Consider the following 16,144-nt stretch of genomic DNA (forward strand, 5'->3'; position numbering starts at 1 on the left):
TGAATAAATCCTCCTTGATTTTAAGCCAATAACGGCTGTTTTTGTTTTGTATAAATGTCCAGTGCTGCCCGGGCGGCTTCGCCTTTGTGAACAGCGGCGCCTGCATAAATAAGAGAAGCCTCCAGTCCCATCAGAACCTGCAGAACATTTTCCTGCCGGCAGCTGTAGCCCATCGTACCGATCCGCCATATTTTCCCCTGCAGCGGACCGAAAGATGAAGCAATTTCAATGCCAAACTGCTGCAGCAGAAAATCCCTGACCTCGTCTCCGTCTATTCCTTCAGGAATAGTAATACACGTTACGGTCGTAAGCTTCGCTGCCGGGTCCCCAAACAAGGTAAGTCCCATAGCTTCCAGCCCGGCTATCAGCGCCTGCTCATGGTAACGGTGCCTGCTGAAGCGCTCTTTGAGTCCTTCTTCCAGCACTACCTGCAGCCCTTCGTGAAGCCCGTATATCATATGTGTCGCTTCCGTATGGTGGTTCAGCCTGCTTTCGCTCCAATAGTCCTGAAGCTGCGTCAGGTCAAAATAATTGCTGTGGATCCTTCTTGGATTGGGGGTTTTTTCCTTTTGTACAAGCCCCTGCTCGATGTTTTTCCGCTCGGCTATTACCTTTTCCACCCGGTCGTTATATGTCAGCGGAGCAAGCCCGGAAGGCACGGAAAGGCATTTTTGTGTACCGCCGATAACTGCATCAATACACCAGTCATCCGTTTTTACATCCATGCCCGTTACAGTCGCTACGGCATCTACCACAAGCAGTACATCCTGGGAGCGGCACGCTTTTCCAATCGCTTCAAGCGGCTGCACGCGTCCAGTGGACGTGTCGCCATGAATCATACCGACTATTTTAGGATCCACCTTTTTTATTTCTGCAATAACATCGTCCGGATCAAATACCGTACCCCATTCGGCATGCATGCGGAATACCTCGGCCCCGCACCGCTCGGCGATTTCTGCCATCAAATAGCCAAACCGTCCAAAGATCGGAATCAATACTTTATCCCCCGGTTCAATCAGGCTGCACATGACTGCTTCAATACCTGCTCTTGACGTCCCATCCACCGGAAACGCCCATTTATTTTTCGTTTGGAAGGCCTGACGCAGCCGCTCCATCGTCTCATCCATAATCGACGTAAAAGCCGGGTCAAACTGGCCCAGCATACGGTTGGACATCGCCTGCCTTACCCGTGGATGAACCTCAACAGGTCCCGGTGTCATGATGGTGCGCTGTGGTATGTGTAATCCTTGCATCATGGTAGTTCCTCCTCTTATTCTGCCAGCCTGCGAATGGTTTCCAGAAGTACATTCGCGCCGTTAATACAGTCCGCCTTATCGCTCCATTCATCCGGATGATGGCTGATCCCCTGTCTGGAGCGGACAAAAATCATTCCAAATGGGACATGCTCCCCAAGGAGTAATGCATCGTGGCCGGCACCGCAGTTCATTTCATATACTGGAAGACCCGCGGAAACGCAGCTGTCTGCGATCATTTTTCTAATCTCTTCGGAGCAGGAAGCCGGCTCCACCTGCTTGGTTATGTGGTGTTCTATGTGTACATTCCGCTTTATCTCCTGTGCCTGAAAGCACTGTTTCACGCGGGAGAGCATTCGCTCTCTTTTGGCTGTATCTGTATGACGGAAGTCAATGGAAAAGGCCGCTTCTCCCGGAATAATGTTAATTCCGTCTGGATATACTTTTAGCTTTCCTACTGTACCAACTCCGCCTTCGTCTACAGCAGCCTGTTCCACCTCCAGCATCACTTCAGCCATCGCCAGGGCCGCATCCGAGCGGATATTCATCGGTGTAGCTCCTGCATGATCGGCCATTCCTTTTACTTTCACCTGAAGCCACAGCGGCCCCTGGATGTCTTTTACCACGCCTACGGAAAGCTGCTGCTCTTCCAGCTGCCTGCTTTGTTCGATGTGCATTTCTATATATGCTTTGACCGTTTCCGGAGCCCGGACAGCTTTATGAAACTCAGCAGGATCAAAGCCTGCCTGCTCATAGGCCTCTCTATACGTCATGCCCTGATCATCTTTAAGCTTCAATGTGTCGTCGCTTATTTTTCCAAACATTCCTCTGCTGCCGGTATAGCCGGCCCCGAAACGAACGCCTTCCTCGTCTTGAAAAGAAACTACTTCTATGGGATGGGTTATAGGAATTTCCGCTTTCATTAACGCTCTCACCGCTTCAACAGCGCCTATTACACCAAGGGTCCCGTCAAAGGGACCGCCATTTATGACCGTATCAATATGGGAGCCCGCAATAACCGCGGGAGCACCAGGAATACTTCCTTCCATTCTTCCAATAATATTGCCTACATTATCAACCCGGACATCCAGGCCGGCTTCTTTCATGTATTCGATCAACCGGCGTCTTGCTTCCATGTCTTCAGGTAAGAGGGCCAGTCTTGTAATGCCGCCTTTGTTATCCCGCCCGATCTGCCGGAAGGCCATTAGTCCATCCCAGAGCTGTTTTTCATCTACTTGGCATACAGCCAGCATCGCCTTCACTCCCGTCTTGTATTAGTTGACGTAAGTATAAGTCGAATTTTTCAGACAATCATTGTTTACCTTGTCCAAAAAAATTATATTCTATTGGTTATTCAGACCAGTAAAAATCAAATATACTTTTTCGTATATGTCACAAAGGCGAAAGTATCGTTTTCTCTTAAACGGCCTTATGGCAGATAATATGACAAAAAAATAAGCGTCCGCTGATGGACGCTTATTTTTTGCTGAGTTTTATTAACCGTGAAGCCGTTACATCAATGCCGCTGCTGTACAGAAGGTGAGGATGGGATACTGGTTCAGCGAAGTGGTTGGCCTGAAACAAGTCATTTTGCGATGCTTTCCAGCTTCCTTTCTCCAACGGCCAGGGTGTATGGGCAATCCGGCCCTCAAATAAGCCGCTTCTGCCTCTGCTCGTGTAAAAAATATATCGTTCTGTTAACCAATGTTCCAGGCTTCCCTTCTCCGCGTAAAAGATCTCTCCATCTCCTTTGTACACGGCGTCAAATCTTGTGTACGTATTCCTTCGCTTATGGGCAAACTGTATCCACTCCGGCGTGGAGGACACAGAAAAATCTGCCTGGTAATAAGGGATCGCGAATAACTTCTTTGCAAGGTAGACGCCCAGTGCTGATGAAGCATCCAAATTAAAAAAATAAACACCCTTTTTTTCATTCAAAGTGACATAAGTGCGCAGGTTCAGCTCGGGAAAAGCAAGCCCGGTCCCGTCCGGCATTACAGCCGGCCGAATATTTTCCATTAGAAAAGGCACTACTCCCAAATAAGCCCTTCCGTTAAATGTATCGAGCTGCAGCCCTTTGGGAAGACGAGCCTCCACTTCGATGGGATCCCAGTCCCAATGCGCAAATAGAGCCTTCTCCCACCTCATTTTTAACAGCCTTGGTTCCATAGGATCAGCTCCTCATTTCCTTTTGGTCCTATAAGTATAAAAGGAAAAGCAGCTTGTAGACAGGATCTTGCTTTTAATTTACGCAAATTGCTTGCAGTTGCCGTTCACGAGCAGTATTATAAAAATATTATATCTTTAGTATTGATACTTTTTACCTAATTAATATTTAAAAATTTCCAAATATTGACGATATAATGAGAAAACAACTATGCTTACTTGTTAACGGAGGGGATTATGGAAGCATTTACCGGATCATATAACTACTGGATTGTCCTTTTATCTGTTTTTATCGCTTCTTTTGCAGCCTACTCCGCCTTGGATTTAACTTCACGTGTGATTCATTCAAACGGCTGGAAGCGCAGAATTTGGCTATATATAGGTTCTTTTGTAATGAGCCTTGGCATTTGGTCTATGCATTTTGTCGGCATGGTGGCGTTCGAAATGGATATGCCCATGGTGTACAACCAATGGATGATGATACTTTCTTTTGCTGCGGCCTACATTGGGTCCCATATTGCCTTTTTTACGATTAACCTGAAATCCAGGCTGAATAACCGACGGCTCGTCCTGGCTGGCTTGTTTATGGGAGCTTCCATTTCTGCCATGCATTATATTGGAATGGCCGCAATAGAAGGCTTTACGATTTCATACGATTATGTTCTTGTCGCTTTATCTATTCTGGTTGCTGTTCTTGCTTCCATGACTGCTTTGAAGATGTTTTATGAGCTGGCCATGAGGGATGCTTCCTTTACATTATTTTTATATAAATTAGTCAGTGCGGTATTGATGGGCATTGCGATCAGCGGCATGCATTATATTGGAATGAATGCTGCATCCTTTACAGGAGACATGAACCACGATCATTCCGGCGGCATTGACTTAACGACGACTGCTATCATTGTGAGCGCCTTTATTGTAATGATTCAGTGCTTTTTTGTAGTTGGTGCTTTTACAGATAAACGCCTCGCTTCCCAGACGGTCATGCTTTCTGATAATGAACACCGCTATCAGTCACTGCTTGACCACAGTATTGATGCTATCTTTACGACCGATCTTAACGGCAGGTTTACGAAGATGAATAAATCCGGTTCCCGGCTGATCGGTATCCCCGAGCACAAATGGAAAAATGTTAACCTGTCCTCAGTATTTTCCGGAGAAGAAATGGATCATCTGTCTTATCAGTTCCGAAAAGTAGTTTCAGAAGAAAAACCTTCCAGTTTTGACTCTATTATTCAATCTAAAGACCATCCCGTTCATTTAAACACCACGTTAATCCCAATGTATTTGGGCAGTGAACTTGAAGGCATTCACGGGATAGTCAGGGATATTACCGCCCAGGTGGAGGCTGAAGAAGAAATCCATGCGATTGCTTACACTGATCAGCTGACCGGCCTGCCGAACCGCCGCTATTTTGTTAATAAGATTGAACAAACGCTGGCTGTATCTACTGAAAAAACCGTTTTATATTTTCTCGACCTCAATCGATTCAAGATGATTAATGACTCGCTCGGTCATTCTGTAGGAGACCTGCTCTTGAAAGGTGCTGCATTGCGGCTGCAGGAGTGTATAGATGACAGGGCTGTCCTCGCCCGGCTCGGCGGAGATGAATTCACCATTCTGCTGCCTATAATAGAGCATGATAATTATCCGACCGAAGTAGCAGAATCCATTATTAGAGCATTCGAGCAGCCCATCCAGGTTCTCGGCCATAACCTGTATATGTCCCTCAGCATCGGCATTGCCGTAGCACCGGAAGATGGAGAAACTTCAGATGAATTAATGAAGCATGCAGATATAGCAATGTACGCAGCGAAATCAAGAAGTAAAAGCACCTATGCGTATTACCACGCCAGCCTTTCTTTAAAAACGGAAACCATGCTCAGGCAGGAGCAGGAATTAAAACACGGTATTACAAACAATGAATTTTTTCTAGCCTATCAGCCGCAGATCAGCTGTATTGATCGTGCCATTGTCGGTGTAGAAGCACTGGTCCGCTGGAGGACAAAATCAGGAGAAATCAAAAGCCCGGGCGAGTTTATTCCACTTTCCGAGGAAACCGGTTTGATTATTCCTTTAGGAGAAGTTATTCTCGATATGGCCTGTCGTCAGGCGAAAAAGTGGGAACAGGCAGGCTCTCCTATCCAGGTTTCTGTTAATCTCTCGCCCAAACAGTTTCAATCCGACGACATTGTTGATTATGTAGCTGCCGTGCTGCACCGCTATGACCTTTCCCCTTCTCTGCTTGAGCTTGAAGTGACAGAAAGCATGACGATGGATCATATGGACCGCTCCATCGGCATTTTGAATAAATTCAGGGATTTGGGTGTGTCTTTATCTATAGACGACTTCGGGACGGGGCACAGTTCGCTTGCTTATTTAAAAGAATTTCCTATTCAGCGGTTAAAAATCGACCGCTCATTTATTAAAGACATTCACTCCGACGACCGAACAGAAAAAATCACCAGTGCCATTATTGCGATGGGACGTCACCTTAACCTTTCCATAACGGCAGAAGGGGCGGAAACAGCCGAACAGGTTTCCTACCTCGAAGATCATCACTGTTCGGATATTCAAGGTTTTTACTTCAGCAAACCGCTTTCTCCCATGGAAATTGAAGCCAACTATTTTGCAAACAAGTCAAACGGCTCCATCTCTTCTTAAATCCCTATCCGTCCGGCCTCCAGAAGTAATCGGGGGCCGTTTTTTCCCATTATCCGGACTTGTCACGGCAGCGGCAATAAGCTTATGATAAAACTAAGCTTTGGCAGAACAAATAAAGTAAATGAAACGTTTAAATAAAAAGAAGGAGTTTTTCCAATGAAACGAATTGCCGTATTCTGCGGTTCAAAAATGGGAAACAGCCCGCAATATAAAGAAGCCGCTTCGGCCCTTGGGTCACTGCTGGCCAGGGAAGGCATCGACATTATATACGGTGGTGCCTCCGTTGGAACGATGGGTGCCCTGGCGGACAGTGCGCTTCAGGAAGGCGGAAACGTCATTGGCGTTATCCCGCAGATGCTTGAGCAGAGAGAGCTTTCCCATCAAGGATTGAGCGAACTTTTTATTGTAAAATCCATGCACGAAAGGAAAGCAAAAATGGAAGAACTTGCTGACGGATTTATTGCTCTTCCGGGTGGCCCCGGCACGCTGGAGGAACTAGCAGAAGTGTTCACATGGGCCCAGCTCGGAGCACATAGAAAACCTGTTGCCCTGCTGAATGTTAATCATTACTATGATCATTTTTTAAGCTTATTTGCACACATGCAGAAAGAAGGCTTTCTCGAAGAAAGCCAACGCTCCATGCTGATATATAATAACGACGCAGCAGCGCTGCTCGCCGGCATGCGCTCTTACGAGCCGCCTCATGCCGCTCCTATTATTGACAGCTCTCAAACTTAACGAAGAAATGGAAATTTGGAAGGATCGTCCTGATGCTGTTCGAAGTATTGAACAGCCGGGGCGATTCTTTCTTTTAAGTCTGTGCATTCAATCCCTGATCCTTCCAGGTCCTGCCTGGCTCTTCTCGTATCAAATGATGCTTTGTATTCAAAGTAGTCCAGCGTTTCTTTGGGAATGCCCAGCTTTCTGCGTAAGGCTCCTGTAGACAACAGCATACGAAGAAGACTTATCGGGACTTTACGCTTTGGTTCGGTGCCATGTATTTCAAGAGCAAGCATACGCTGAATTTCTTTCATTTTATAAGGATTTGGATCCGTCAGGTGATACGTATGATTTTCTCCTATGGCTTCATGCGCCAGATAAAGCGAAGCCCGGATGACGTAATCAATCGGCACAAAGTTTCCTTCTGCTTCCCCGCTTCCCGTATACCCTCGAAACGCAGCCTGTGTTTGGTTCCGCATCGCTTTAATTAAATAATAAAACCCATCGAACTTATCCGTTTCTCCCGTTACAGAATCCCCCATAATAATACCAGGGCGTATAATCGTCACCGGGACGGTTCCCCGCAGCATTTTTTCTACAAGAAATTCCCCTTGAAACTTCGTTTGTTCGTAATTATTTTTAAAGTACTGCTGTTCATTAAGCTGGGATTCAAAAATCTTCCCTTGTCGCTTTCCCGCTATGTAAGCAGTGCTGAAATACGTATAGCGTTTTAGATGCGGCAGCTGTTTTACCCAGTCATTCACCATTCGTGTGCCTGTTACATTGACCGAATAGGCATAATGGTAAGAGACCGCCAGATCGTATACTGCCGCCAGGTGAAAGACGTAGGTCACCTGTTCTTTTATCTGTTTTTCATACGCAGAATCTATGTTTAAACCGGATTTTGTAATATCACCGGGAATAACCTGAATGCGGGTACGTGGAAATTCCCGTGCTTTTGCTGTCTCATTTGCTTTCTCTTCTGCCTCTTCCAGCTTGTCCGGGTGTACGAGAAGATAAATCGACTCGGTATCCGGTTTTTCTTTAAGCAGCTCACGAAGCAGCGCTCCTGCTACAAAACCGGGAAAACCTGTAATAAAATAAGAATTTTTCACGGAATTTCTCCTTTTCCTTTTTATTTTCGTTAAAAACGGGTACACATTTTAAAGAGGAGGGATGACACAATGGCAAATGAAGAAACAACAGCTCAAAAGATGGAAGCAACAACAGAAGAAGCGTTCAAATCTTTAGAAGAAGCAGAGGCGGCAGCTAAGCCGAATCATATTATCGTTTCTAATGATAACGGGGTAACATTTCTAGTTATTCCTGCTGAACGCAAAACAGTAGCGAATTCGCTCGGTTATGACGTACACGAGTAATTGTGAAATAAAAGAAGCTTCTTTCTAGGACTCATTAGAAGAAGCTTCTTTTTTTGCGTTTTTGTACGGACTTTTTATGACCGTCCCAGCAGGTATTTATAAACAGCCTGGGTGCCGCTGTCTTCTTCGCCTGCTTCTGCCATCGCTTCATATACTTTTTTAGAGGTACGCAGGCCGGGTGTTTCAATGCCGAGCTCTTCTGCTGATTCAATAGCAATTCCCATATCTTTAATAAAGTGTTTTACATAAAATCCCGGAGCATTATCTCCTTTTATCATTCTTGGAGCAAGGTTTGTTAAAGACCAGCTGGAAGCGGCGCCGGTGCCGATACTTTCGAGAACCTCTTCTTGATTGAGGCCGGCTGCTTTAGCATAGACCATGGCTTCGGCCACGCCCATCATCGTGGACGCGATGACGATCTGATTGCTCATTTTCGTATGCTGGCCTGCCCCTGCTTCGCCCTGCCATTTGATATTTGATCCCATCGCTTCAAATACGTCTGTCAGTGCGTCAAATGCTTCTTTATCTCCGCCCGCCATAATAGCAAGCGTGCCTCCCTTGGCACCGATGTCTCCACCTGATACAGGTGCATCGACAGCGTGGATATTTTTCTCTTTTGCCTGGTCATAGATAGTCCGGGCAAGTTTTGGTTTGGATGTTGTCATATCAATAACGTAGCTCCCCGGGCCGGCTCCTGCCAGAATTCCTTTTTCTCCAAAGTAAATTTCTTCTACGTCTGAAGGATAGCCGACCATGGTAATGACAACATCTGCCTGCTCCGCCAGTTCTTTGACGGTTGGAATCCATGAAGCGCCTTCTTTAATCAGGTCTTCTGCTTTTTCTTTTGTCCGGGTGAATACGAGCAGCGTATAGCCTGCTTTCATTAAATTCGCTGCCATGCTTTTTCCCATTACCCCTAAACCAACAAAGCCGATTGTCTGCAATGTACGCTTTTCCATAGATTCAGCCACCTTTTCGTTAATTATGTATTCTAGTTTTGTATACCCTTCCATGCGGGAGTCTTAAAACCCTTCTTTCTAAAAAAGACAGAGAAGGCTTTAATATCTCTTACAACGGCTGGATCACCGGTTTTCTTTCTTTATAGTAGCGCCACTCTTTAAAGCCTGTCTCCTTGAGCACCTGCCGGACTTCTTCCCATTCATCGCCTACGCGCTCCGGCACGTGGCTGTCAGATCCAAATGTTACCGGCACACCGTAATGACAGGCCATTTCCAATATACCTGCAGAAGGATACCATCCTCCGCAGTATTTCATTTTCCCGGAGGTATTCACTTCAATCGCTGTTTCTGTTTCTGCAATCACCTTCAGCGTCTGCTCTATTTCCGGAGTGTACAGCTCTGCGATATAAGGGAAATACCCTTTCAGCGCATCAATATGTCCTAGAATATCAAACATGCCGCTCCGCGCGGACTGCTGAATCAAATGATAATATTTATTTTTCACACGGAGCATCTCTTCGTCTGTCATGTCCTTCCAACGGTCCTTATCAAAAATGTTCCTGTCTTCAACGAAATGAACGGAGCCGATAATGTAATCAAGCTCGTATTTAGCATATGCATGCTTATACGTGGAGGCTGCTTTCGGGAAGTAATCTGATTCCACCCCTGCCAGCACGTCAATCCGGCCTTTGTATTTTTGTTTCAATGCTTCTATTTCCTGTATGTACCCTTCAAATTCGCTTGCTGCCATTGTTATGTGTGGATAAGGGTGGTCTGTTTTTTCGGCAAAATAAGGAGAATGATCGGAGATGCCAATAACCTGAAGACCCGAATCCACTGCCGCTTTAATATAATCCTCCATCGTTCCTTTCGCATGTCCACAGCGATAGTGATGAGTATGCATATCAAACTTATTCATAATATCCCCTCCTGTATGTAGTTTAGCAGATATCCGGCCTCTGTTCCCAGCGACTATTGCTTTTGTTGACAGAAAAGGAAAAATCATTATATATTCAAGGAAGTTTATAAGGAAAGGATTTATGTAGAGTGAAATGGAGTTTTGGCTTAACTATTATGTGGACAGGTGTCTTCATATTAGCTGTGCTGTTCTTTGTTGATAACACTGACCTGATGGAAATGACGGAAAATCCTTTTCAACCTGAAGTCTCAGCTGAAGAGATTATAGAATTAAATGGACTGCACCCGAGTGTGGAAGAAAAAAGAGACCGCGTAATACGCCGGGCAGGAGCAAGAGGAATAGATATCGTTATTACAGAGGAGTACCGTACCGAAGAAGAGCAGGAGGCGCTGTATGCGCAGGGCCGAACCGAACCCGGTCAGATAGTAACAGGGGCCCGCGGAGGAGAATCCTATCATAATTATGGTCTTGCCTTTGACTTTGCTGTACTTGATGAAAATGGAGAAGTTCACTGGGATATAGAGAGGGATGGAAACGACAGCGGCACTGCAGACTATAAGGAAGTCGGAGAGATAGGAAAAGACCTTGGGCTGGAATGGGGGGGAGACTGGCAGGGCTTCACGGACTATCCGCACTTTCAGCAGAGCTACGGCTGGAATATCAGCGATCTGCAGCGGGCGGAAGACGCTTTGTAATACCTCTCCGTTTTTTTGACTAAGTGTTCTCTTCATACCGTCCTTCTTTGTACCAGTAGAGCACTTGAATGACCAGAGCAATCACAACGATGAGAACCATCCATAAATAATTGACGTAGCCCGGACGGAAGATGCTCAATATTACAACAAGTCCCGCAATAAACCACGCCATATGCTGGGCATTTTTCCACATGGAATTCCCTCCTATTTGTGCGTCCTCCATCCAGTATACTCTCTTTTGGGAACAGACAAAAACCTTTCCACTCAATAGCGGAAAGGTTCTTTACTGTTCTGTTTTTGTTTCCATTTATAGATTCCCCAAAACGCTGTAATAATAAAAGCAGCAAGGGACACGATAAAGCAGATTCGGAAAAACGGCGGGTAATAAACAAATTCAATGGTATTTTCACCGGGTTCAATTTCTGTACCAAGAAAAGCAAAATTTGACTCTAGCACGTCCCGGGTTTCTCCGTTCACTTTAACATTCCATCCCAGCTCATGAGGAACCGGAAGCGTCAGATGCGTGTGATTTTCTGTATTATCAAATGCAAGCTCCATACGATTTCCATCTATGGTAACCTCTTCATCTTCATGGGTTTCAGAAGATACAGCCTGTTCAAGCGTTTCATAGGTTTCGCCGGCCAGTCCGAGGTTTTCCAGCGTATAGCTTCCTTCCGGCATGCGGATGGAAACAGTATCTGCACTCTCTACACGGATCGTAATGTCATTTACATCCGTCCGGTATAAAGAAGTATGCGATTTACGGTCTGTCTGAAACTCATTCACATCGAGCGGGTAACCAGGGGCCGCGTGATCGTTTTGCTCCAGATAAAAGGATACATAGAGATCTTCCCATGCCTCCGATTCTTCTCCAAGTACAATATCCAGACCGCCTTCTTCTTCTGTGACAGTCAGCTGCCCCTCATTGTACTCGCCGTTAACCGGCACGACTTCTGCTTGTTCCAGAATATCAGGGCTGTTGTTGGGAACCTCGGCAGACTCATCCGGATTTTCCAGTACAATACCTGAGAGCATGGCCTGTTCGCGTTCGGGAATTGAACGGTTTAATGCTTCTTCCCTATCATAAATCGTACTCGACGTCTGCACAAAAGGCAGAATGTTCGTATTTTCATAGATTACATAGTTGTCGCTTTCCATGTATTCTTCAAAACCATACGGCACGACTTCATCTTCTTCCTCTTTCGCATGCATTACATACTTTCCGCGAAGCTCGCTGTATAAATTCGCCCGGTCCCCAAAACCGGAATAACGGCTGACGCTTTCACTTTCCATATCAATTTCCAGGTCTTCATAATACAAAAACAACATAGTCTGATTCTGGATACTGGAATACGCACTTGTCCCGTGAAAACCTTGAATAAAAGGAATATTGTTTCTTTCGTCTTCCCCTCTCCAGTCAAGCCGGGGCATCGTCGTTTCATCCCGGGCCTGGAGACGGTCAATCAGTTCAATCTGTTCTTCATTCATATAGTCTCCGCTCAGCATATATTCACGGGTCACCTGATCTACATTATTGCCTTCGTGAAATTCAATGCGCTGATGGTTGTTCAGCACGAGAATGTTGCCGATCATAATAACCGCGAGCAGCGTGTAGCCAAGAACCGGATTGCGGAACCAGCCAAACAGCACAAATACTACCGCTATGACTGCAGCCTGAATAAGTACCAACATACCCTGGTTCGTATCATTATCTGCTACATCCCCTGTTACATACATGAATGCATACATCACCATAGCCAAAATGCCTGCCGTCAGCAGACGGCTTTTTTTCACTTTAGTCAGCAGCTGCAGGCCAACTGCGGTCATGCCGCCTATTGTGAAGCCAGCAAGGTACTCAAAACGGTTTCTTGGTGCGGAAAAGCCGTTAAATAAACTGCCGGCAAGCGGGCTGAAGTGCAGGATGATCAGCAGCAGACTAATCGACGTAAATAACAGAAACAGTTTATTTTTATAAAACGCTCCTATCCATACAAAAAGTAAAAAAACAGTAGGCAGCAGCAGTGTCAAACTTGTAAATAAAATGTTGTCGGAAAAATCAAATAGCGCTATGCTGTCTTCATAAGGCGGCCGATGGTTGTTAAGATACCCATAAGCCGCCGGAATAAAGCCCGGGGATCCCATACCAAAACCGAGCAGTCCGCCGAGCGTGTAGTGCTTAAACTGCTTTTTAAGCGGTGCTTCTTTCTTTTCAAGCCGGATCAGCCATCTGGCCAGAATATAAATACCAATAAAAATAAGATTAATATAGGCAAAGTAGAAGTTAGAGAAGACCGTCAGCGCAACAGCCACCACAAACCAGGCCGGCTGCTTTTCCCGGATGATTTTTTCTACTCCTAAAACGAGAAGCGGAACCCATAATAGGGCATCCGCAAAAAATTCCCAAAAAACCACGTGGCGGAAGTAAATAGCGCTGATTGCATATAAAGAAGCCCCCACAAAAGCTGGGACTGTCTGGATTCTCATGTAGCGGAAGACCGCCGTCGTGATCAGAATAATGACGGTGACCCGTATAACGCTTATCCATACGTTCGCCTGGGCCCAGAACAGCGCATCCGGCGAATCAATGATTCCTATCGTATCAAGTACAAAAACAACGGCTGCCGAAAAAAGGTATACCAAATTGGTAGAGTAGTAATAGCCGAGCTGACTGTATATTCCTGCTCCCATTCCAAAGGAAAAGGAATAAAAGAAATTTCCGCTTGTGTATTCGTTATACAACAGCGCCTTAAAAGGTGCTATTTGATTCAGACCGTCATTTGGTCCAAGCATGTAGCTGTCGTTCCACCATTCTCTTAGGAAGAAAAAATGGGAGAAGAATGCAGCGGCAAAGGCCGCGGCAATAAGAATAATGATTTTTCTTTTGTTAGTCATAGAGGCCCACCGTTATTTTTTTAGTATTTTTCCAGTAACAATAAATGTAATAGGGATAGTGAAAATCACAGCGAACAGCGGGGCTGCGTTACTGTTCAGCTGAAGCCATTCCACAAAAACAAATACAAGCGTCGAAGACACAGCTACATTGACAAATTGAGTAATCGGAAACTGCAGAAATTTCGACAGTGTCGGCTTAACCCGGTACGTGAAATACGTATTGAGAAAAAAGGAAATTACCAAGCTGACAAGAAAACCAAGAATGTGTGACACCATATAATGTAAAGACAAAAGATTGTGGCAGACTAAAAATACAACATAATAATTAAATGTATTCATGCCGCCGACAAGTACAAAACGAGTGAATTCCGTGTTAAACCGCTTCATTTCTTATTTCTCCTCGTAGTATTTGTCTCCTGGACAAGATAGTGCGGCCGCTGCTTGGCTTCATAGTAAATACGGCCAATATATTCGCCTATTACGCCCAGGCTGAATAAATGCAGCCCTCCCAGAAACAATACGGCTGAGATCGTCGTGAAATATCCCGGCACGCTGACGCCCTGCCGGAAAACCTGTACAAACATAATCGTAATATACACGAGTGAGAGCATCAGGATAAACAAGCCCACATACAAACAGATGCGCAGCGGTTTATGATTAAAGGAAATCATTCCATCGATTCCATAGTTGACCAGGTTCGACATGGACCATTTTGTTTCCCCCTGCTGGCGCTGCACGTTTTCATAGTGGATAATCTTCTGGTCGTACCCAATCCACGAAAACAGACCTTTGGAAAAACGATTGCCTTCTTTTAGTTCCAGCATGGAATCCACCGCGCGGCGGCTTAACAACCGGAAATCGCCAATGCCATTTTTTAAGTCTACATCCACCAGCTTATTCATTAATAAATAATAAAGATTGGAAAGACCGGTACGTACTTTAGAATCGCCTGTTCTATTGCGCTGGGCAATGACCTGGTCATATCCTTCTTCATATCCTTTAAGCATATCCGGAATCAGTGACACCGGATGCTGCAGATCGGCATCAATAATAATGACGGCTTCTCCTTTAGCATGCTCCAGACCGGCAATTAACGCTGCTTCTTTACCAAAATTTCTCGTAAAGGAGATGTAGCACACCTCTTCAAAAGCAGCGGCCAGCTCCTGCAATACCTGCAGCGTATTATCACTGCTTCCATCATCTATATAAACAATTTCGTATTGATAGTTCAGTGATTCAAATTCTTTCCGTAACTCTTCATGAATTAACGGTACGTTTTCCGCTTCATTATACGCAGGTATAATAAAGGAAACGGTTGGCTGCAAACCGCTCATAGCTGCTCCTCCAATTACATTTATCTCTTTTTTATCTTCTTGAACTTAGTTTCTGCTTTCTTACAATCATGCCTGGATCGACCGGCATAAAAGAATCATACCGATAATATAATATACCAGAAGACGGCTCGTTTAGTTTCAAAAGAGCCATGGAAAAGCTATGTGAAATTATGTAATTCTCTGCTTCCTGCATAAAGAAAGCCGGCCGGCTTCAGCCGGTCAGCTGTTATGCTACTCTGCCAGAAAATCCTTAATCACTCTATTTACAATTTCAGGTTGTTCATGATGAACCCAGTGTGTCGCTTCTTCCACAAGAACAAATTTTCCATCCAGGCACAGTTTAAGACTTTCCTTCGGGAGATTTTTGGATAAAAACGTATCATCGGCACCCCAGATAATCTGTACGGGCACAGGTACATTGTTATCTGTCCCCTGCAATTTTGTAGACTTGGAAAGAGACCGGTACCAGTTAAGCATCGTCGTCAATGCCCACGGCTGACTCCACGCTTCTTTATATTTTTTTATATCCTCAGGCGAGAACACGTCCGGCCGGCTGGTTTTAAGCAGTGCTTTTTTCATTGCTAGAAAGTCGTTGGCGCGAAGCGCTTTCTCCGGTGCTTCTGCCATTTGGAAAAAAAGCATGTAAGAGCTTTTAATCCACTGCTGTGGTTCTGTAGCAAGCACTCTTGGCATAACGGCCGGATGCGGGATATTAATAGGAATAAGCTTTTCTACATATTCAGGACGTGTCGCGGCTAAATGCCACCCGACAGCACCGCCCCAGTCGTGCCCGATAATAATTGCTTTATTTTGATTATGATGCTTGATCAAGCCGATAATATCGTCCCGCAGTTTATTTAATGTATAATTTTCCACGCCCGAAGGTTTATCGCTTAGATTGTACCCTCTCTGATCCGGGGCAATCACTCTATAGCCAAGCTCTGCCAGCATGTTTATTTGATGTTTCCACCCATACCAGAATTCCGGGAATCCATGGAGCAGAACGACCAATTCGCCATCGTCAGGGCCTGCCGTCGCTGTATGAAGAAGTATGCCATTTGTTTCTATATATTCAAAAGTGATATCTGCCATAATGTCAGCCTCCCTTTTGCTGGTTATTTCTTTTATATTCCCTCTGGTTAAAGGCGTAAACTTGCAATTGG

The 16,144-nt window shown here is 45.3% G+C and carries 15 protein-coding genes; 4 read left to right on the top strand and 11 right to left on the bottom strand.

Annotation, left to right across the window (positions count from 1 at the left end):
• Window positions 1–20 precede the first annotated feature (20 nt).
• The 3 genes from AC5W2J_RS12945 to AC5W2J_RS12955 form a co-directional block, all read right to left on the bottom strand.
• Window positions 21–1,256 carry a pyridoxal-phosphate-dependent aminotransferase family protein gene (locus AC5W2J_RS12945; protein WP_496059871.1) on the bottom strand — a complete coding sequence of 412 codons (1,236 nt, stop codon included), beginning with the start codon at window positions 1,254–1,256 and terminating at the stop codon, window positions 21–23.
• 14 nt (window positions 1,257–1,270) lie between these two features.
• Complete coding sequence (locus AC5W2J_RS12950) at window positions 1,271–2,506, bottom strand: Zn-dependent hydrolase (protein ID WP_496059872.1); 1,236 nt, start codon at window positions 2,504–2,506, stop codon at window positions 1,271–1,273.
• A 223-nt stretch (window positions 2,507–2,729) separates the two neighbouring features.
• Window positions 2,730–3,422 carry a YqjF family protein gene (locus tag AC5W2J_RS12955; protein ID WP_496059873.1) on the bottom strand — a complete coding sequence of 231 codons (693 nt, stop codon included), beginning with the start codon at window positions 3,420–3,422 and terminating at the stop codon, window positions 2,730–2,732.
• A 234-nt stretch (window positions 3,423–3,656) separates the two neighbouring features.
• On the opposite strand from AC5W2J_RS12955, the gene AC5W2J_RS12960 reads away from it, so the two are divergent.
• Complete coding sequence (locus tag AC5W2J_RS12960; protein ID WP_496059874.1) at window positions 3,657–6,083, top strand: EAL domain-containing protein; 2,427 nt, start codon at window positions 3,657–3,659, stop codon at window positions 6,081–6,083.
• 156 nt (window positions 6,084–6,239) lie between these two features.
• On the top strand, window positions 6,240–6,821 hold the full coding sequence (locus AC5W2J_RS12965; RefSeq protein ID WP_496059875.1) for an LOG family protein: 582 nt from the start codon (window positions 6,240–6,242) through the stop codon (window positions 6,819–6,821).
• Here AC5W2J_RS12965 and AC5W2J_RS12970 read toward each other — a convergent pair.
• Complete coding sequence (locus AC5W2J_RS12970; protein ID WP_496059876.1) at window positions 6,818–7,918, bottom strand: SDR family oxidoreductase; 1,101 nt, start codon at window positions 7,916–7,918, stop codon at window positions 6,818–6,820. The genes AC5W2J_RS12965 and AC5W2J_RS12970 overlap by 4 nt on opposite strands.
• Window positions 7,919–7,987: 69 nt before the next feature.
• On the opposite strand from AC5W2J_RS12970, the gene AC5W2J_RS12975 reads away from it, so the two are divergent.
• Window positions 7,988–8,182 carry a hypothetical protein gene (locus tag AC5W2J_RS12975; protein WP_496059877.1) on the top strand — a complete coding sequence of 65 codons (195 nt, stop codon included), beginning with the start codon at window positions 7,988–7,990 and terminating at the stop codon, window positions 8,180–8,182.
• 74 nt (window positions 8,183–8,256) lie between these two features.
• Here the strand turns inward: AC5W2J_RS12975 and AC5W2J_RS12980 are convergent, their stop codons facing one another.
• Both AC5W2J_RS12980 and AC5W2J_RS12985 read right to left on the bottom strand, forming a co-directional pair.
• Complete coding sequence (locus AC5W2J_RS12980) at window positions 8,257–9,141, bottom strand: NAD(P)-dependent oxidoreductase (RefSeq protein ID WP_496059878.1); 885 nt, start codon at window positions 9,139–9,141, stop codon at window positions 8,257–8,259.
• A 109-nt stretch (window positions 9,142–9,250) separates the two neighbouring features.
• On the bottom strand, window positions 9,251–10,060 hold the full coding sequence (locus AC5W2J_RS12985; protein ID WP_496059879.1) for a histidinol-phosphatase: 810 nt from the start codon (window positions 10,058–10,060) through the stop codon (window positions 9,251–9,253).
• A gap of 128 nt (window positions 10,061–10,188) precedes the next feature.
• On the opposite strand from AC5W2J_RS12985, the gene AC5W2J_RS12990 reads away from it, so the two are divergent.
• A complete protein-coding gene (locus AC5W2J_RS12990) occupies window positions 10,189–10,755 on the top strand; it encodes a M15 family metallopeptidase (RefSeq protein WP_496059880.1) in 567 nt (188 codons plus the stop codon).
• A gap of 19 nt (window positions 10,756–10,774) precedes the next feature.
• Here AC5W2J_RS12990 and AC5W2J_RS12995 read toward each other — a convergent pair whose 3' ends face one another.
• The 5 genes from AC5W2J_RS12995 to AC5W2J_RS13015 form a co-directional block, all read right to left on the bottom strand.
• A complete protein-coding gene (locus tag AC5W2J_RS12995; protein WP_496059881.1) occupies window positions 10,775–10,948 on the bottom strand; it encodes a hypothetical protein in 174 nt (57 codons plus the stop codon).
• Between the two features lie 71 nt (window positions 10,949–11,019).
• Complete coding sequence (locus AC5W2J_RS13000; RefSeq protein WP_496059882.1) at window positions 11,020–13,647, bottom strand: YfhO family protein; 2,628 nt, start codon at window positions 13,645–13,647, stop codon at window positions 11,020–11,022.
• A 12-nt stretch (window positions 13,648–13,659) separates the two neighbouring features.
• Window positions 13,660–14,034: a GtrA family protein gene (locus AC5W2J_RS13005; protein ID WP_496059883.1), complete on the bottom strand. Its 375-nt coding sequence runs from the start codon at window positions 14,032–14,034 to the stop codon at window positions 13,660–13,662.
• A complete protein-coding gene (locus AC5W2J_RS13010; protein ID WP_496059884.1) occupies window positions 14,031–14,981 on the bottom strand; it encodes a glycosyltransferase family 2 protein in 951 nt (316 codons plus the stop codon). The genes AC5W2J_RS13005 and AC5W2J_RS13010 overlap by 4 nt, the downstream gene beginning before the upstream one ends.
• 231 nt (window positions 14,982–15,212) lie before the next feature.
• The gene (locus tag AC5W2J_RS13015; RefSeq protein ID WP_496059885.1) at window positions 15,213–16,073 is read right to left on the bottom strand and encodes an alpha/beta fold hydrolase; all 861 of its coding nucleotides are present in this window, start codon (window positions 16,071–16,073) and stop codon (window positions 15,213–15,215) included.
• Between the last annotated feature and the right edge of the window lie 71 nt (window positions 16,074–16,144).

This window comes from Sinobaca sp. SA16-1 (genome assembly GCF_059510515.1).

What these genes read in the sequence shown, in the direction of transcription:
- AC5W2J_RS12945 (WP_496059871.1), bottom strand. Translation starts at nt 1,256, where the DNA reads ATGATGCAAGGATTACACATACCACAGCGCACCATCATGACACCGGGA.
- AC5W2J_RS12950 (WP_496059872.1), bottom strand. Translation starts at nt 2,506, where the DNA reads ATGCTGGCTGTATGCCAAGTAGATGAAAAACAGCTCTGGGATGGACTA.
- AC5W2J_RS12955 (WP_496059873.1), bottom strand. Translation starts at nt 3,422, where the DNA reads ATGGAACCAAGGCTGTTAAAAATGAGGTGGGAGAAGGCTCTATTTGCG.
- AC5W2J_RS12960 (WP_496059874.1), top strand. Translation starts at nt 3,657, where the DNA reads ATGGAAGCATTTACCGGATCATATAACTACTGGATTGTCCTTTTATCT.
- AC5W2J_RS12965 (WP_496059875.1), top strand. Translation starts at nt 6,240, where the DNA reads ATGAAACGAATTGCCGTATTCTGCGGTTCAAAAATGGGAAACAGCCCG.
- AC5W2J_RS12975 (WP_496059877.1), top strand. Translation starts at nt 7,988, where the DNA reads ATGGCAAATGAAGAAACAACAGCTCAAAAGATGGAAGCAACAACAGAA.
- AC5W2J_RS12980 (WP_496059878.1), bottom strand. Translation starts at nt 9,141, where the DNA reads ATGGAAAAGCGTACATTGCAGACAATCGGCTTTGTTGGTTTAGGGGTA.
- AC5W2J_RS12985 (WP_496059879.1), bottom strand. Translation starts at nt 10,060, where the DNA reads ATGAATAAGTTTGATATGCATACTCATCACTATCGCTGTGGACATGCG.
- AC5W2J_RS12995 (WP_496059881.1), bottom strand. Translation starts at nt 10,948, where the DNA reads ATGTGGAAAAATGCCCAGCATATGGCGTGGTTTATTGCGGGACTTGTT.
- AC5W2J_RS13000 (WP_496059882.1), bottom strand. Translation starts at nt 13,647, where the DNA reads ATGACTAACAAAAGAAAAATCATTATTCTTATTGCCGCGGCCTTTGCC.
- AC5W2J_RS13005 (WP_496059883.1), bottom strand. Translation starts at nt 14,034, where the DNA reads ATGAAGCGGTTTAACACGGAATTCACTCGTTTTGTACTTGTCGGCGGC.
- AC5W2J_RS13010 (WP_496059884.1), bottom strand. Translation starts at nt 14,981, where the DNA reads ATGAGCGGTTTGCAGCCAACCGTTTCCTTTATTATACCTGCGTATAAT.
- AC5W2J_RS13015 (WP_496059885.1), bottom strand. Translation starts at nt 16,073, where the DNA reads ATGGCAGATATCACTTTTGAATATATAGAAACAAATGGCATACTTCTT.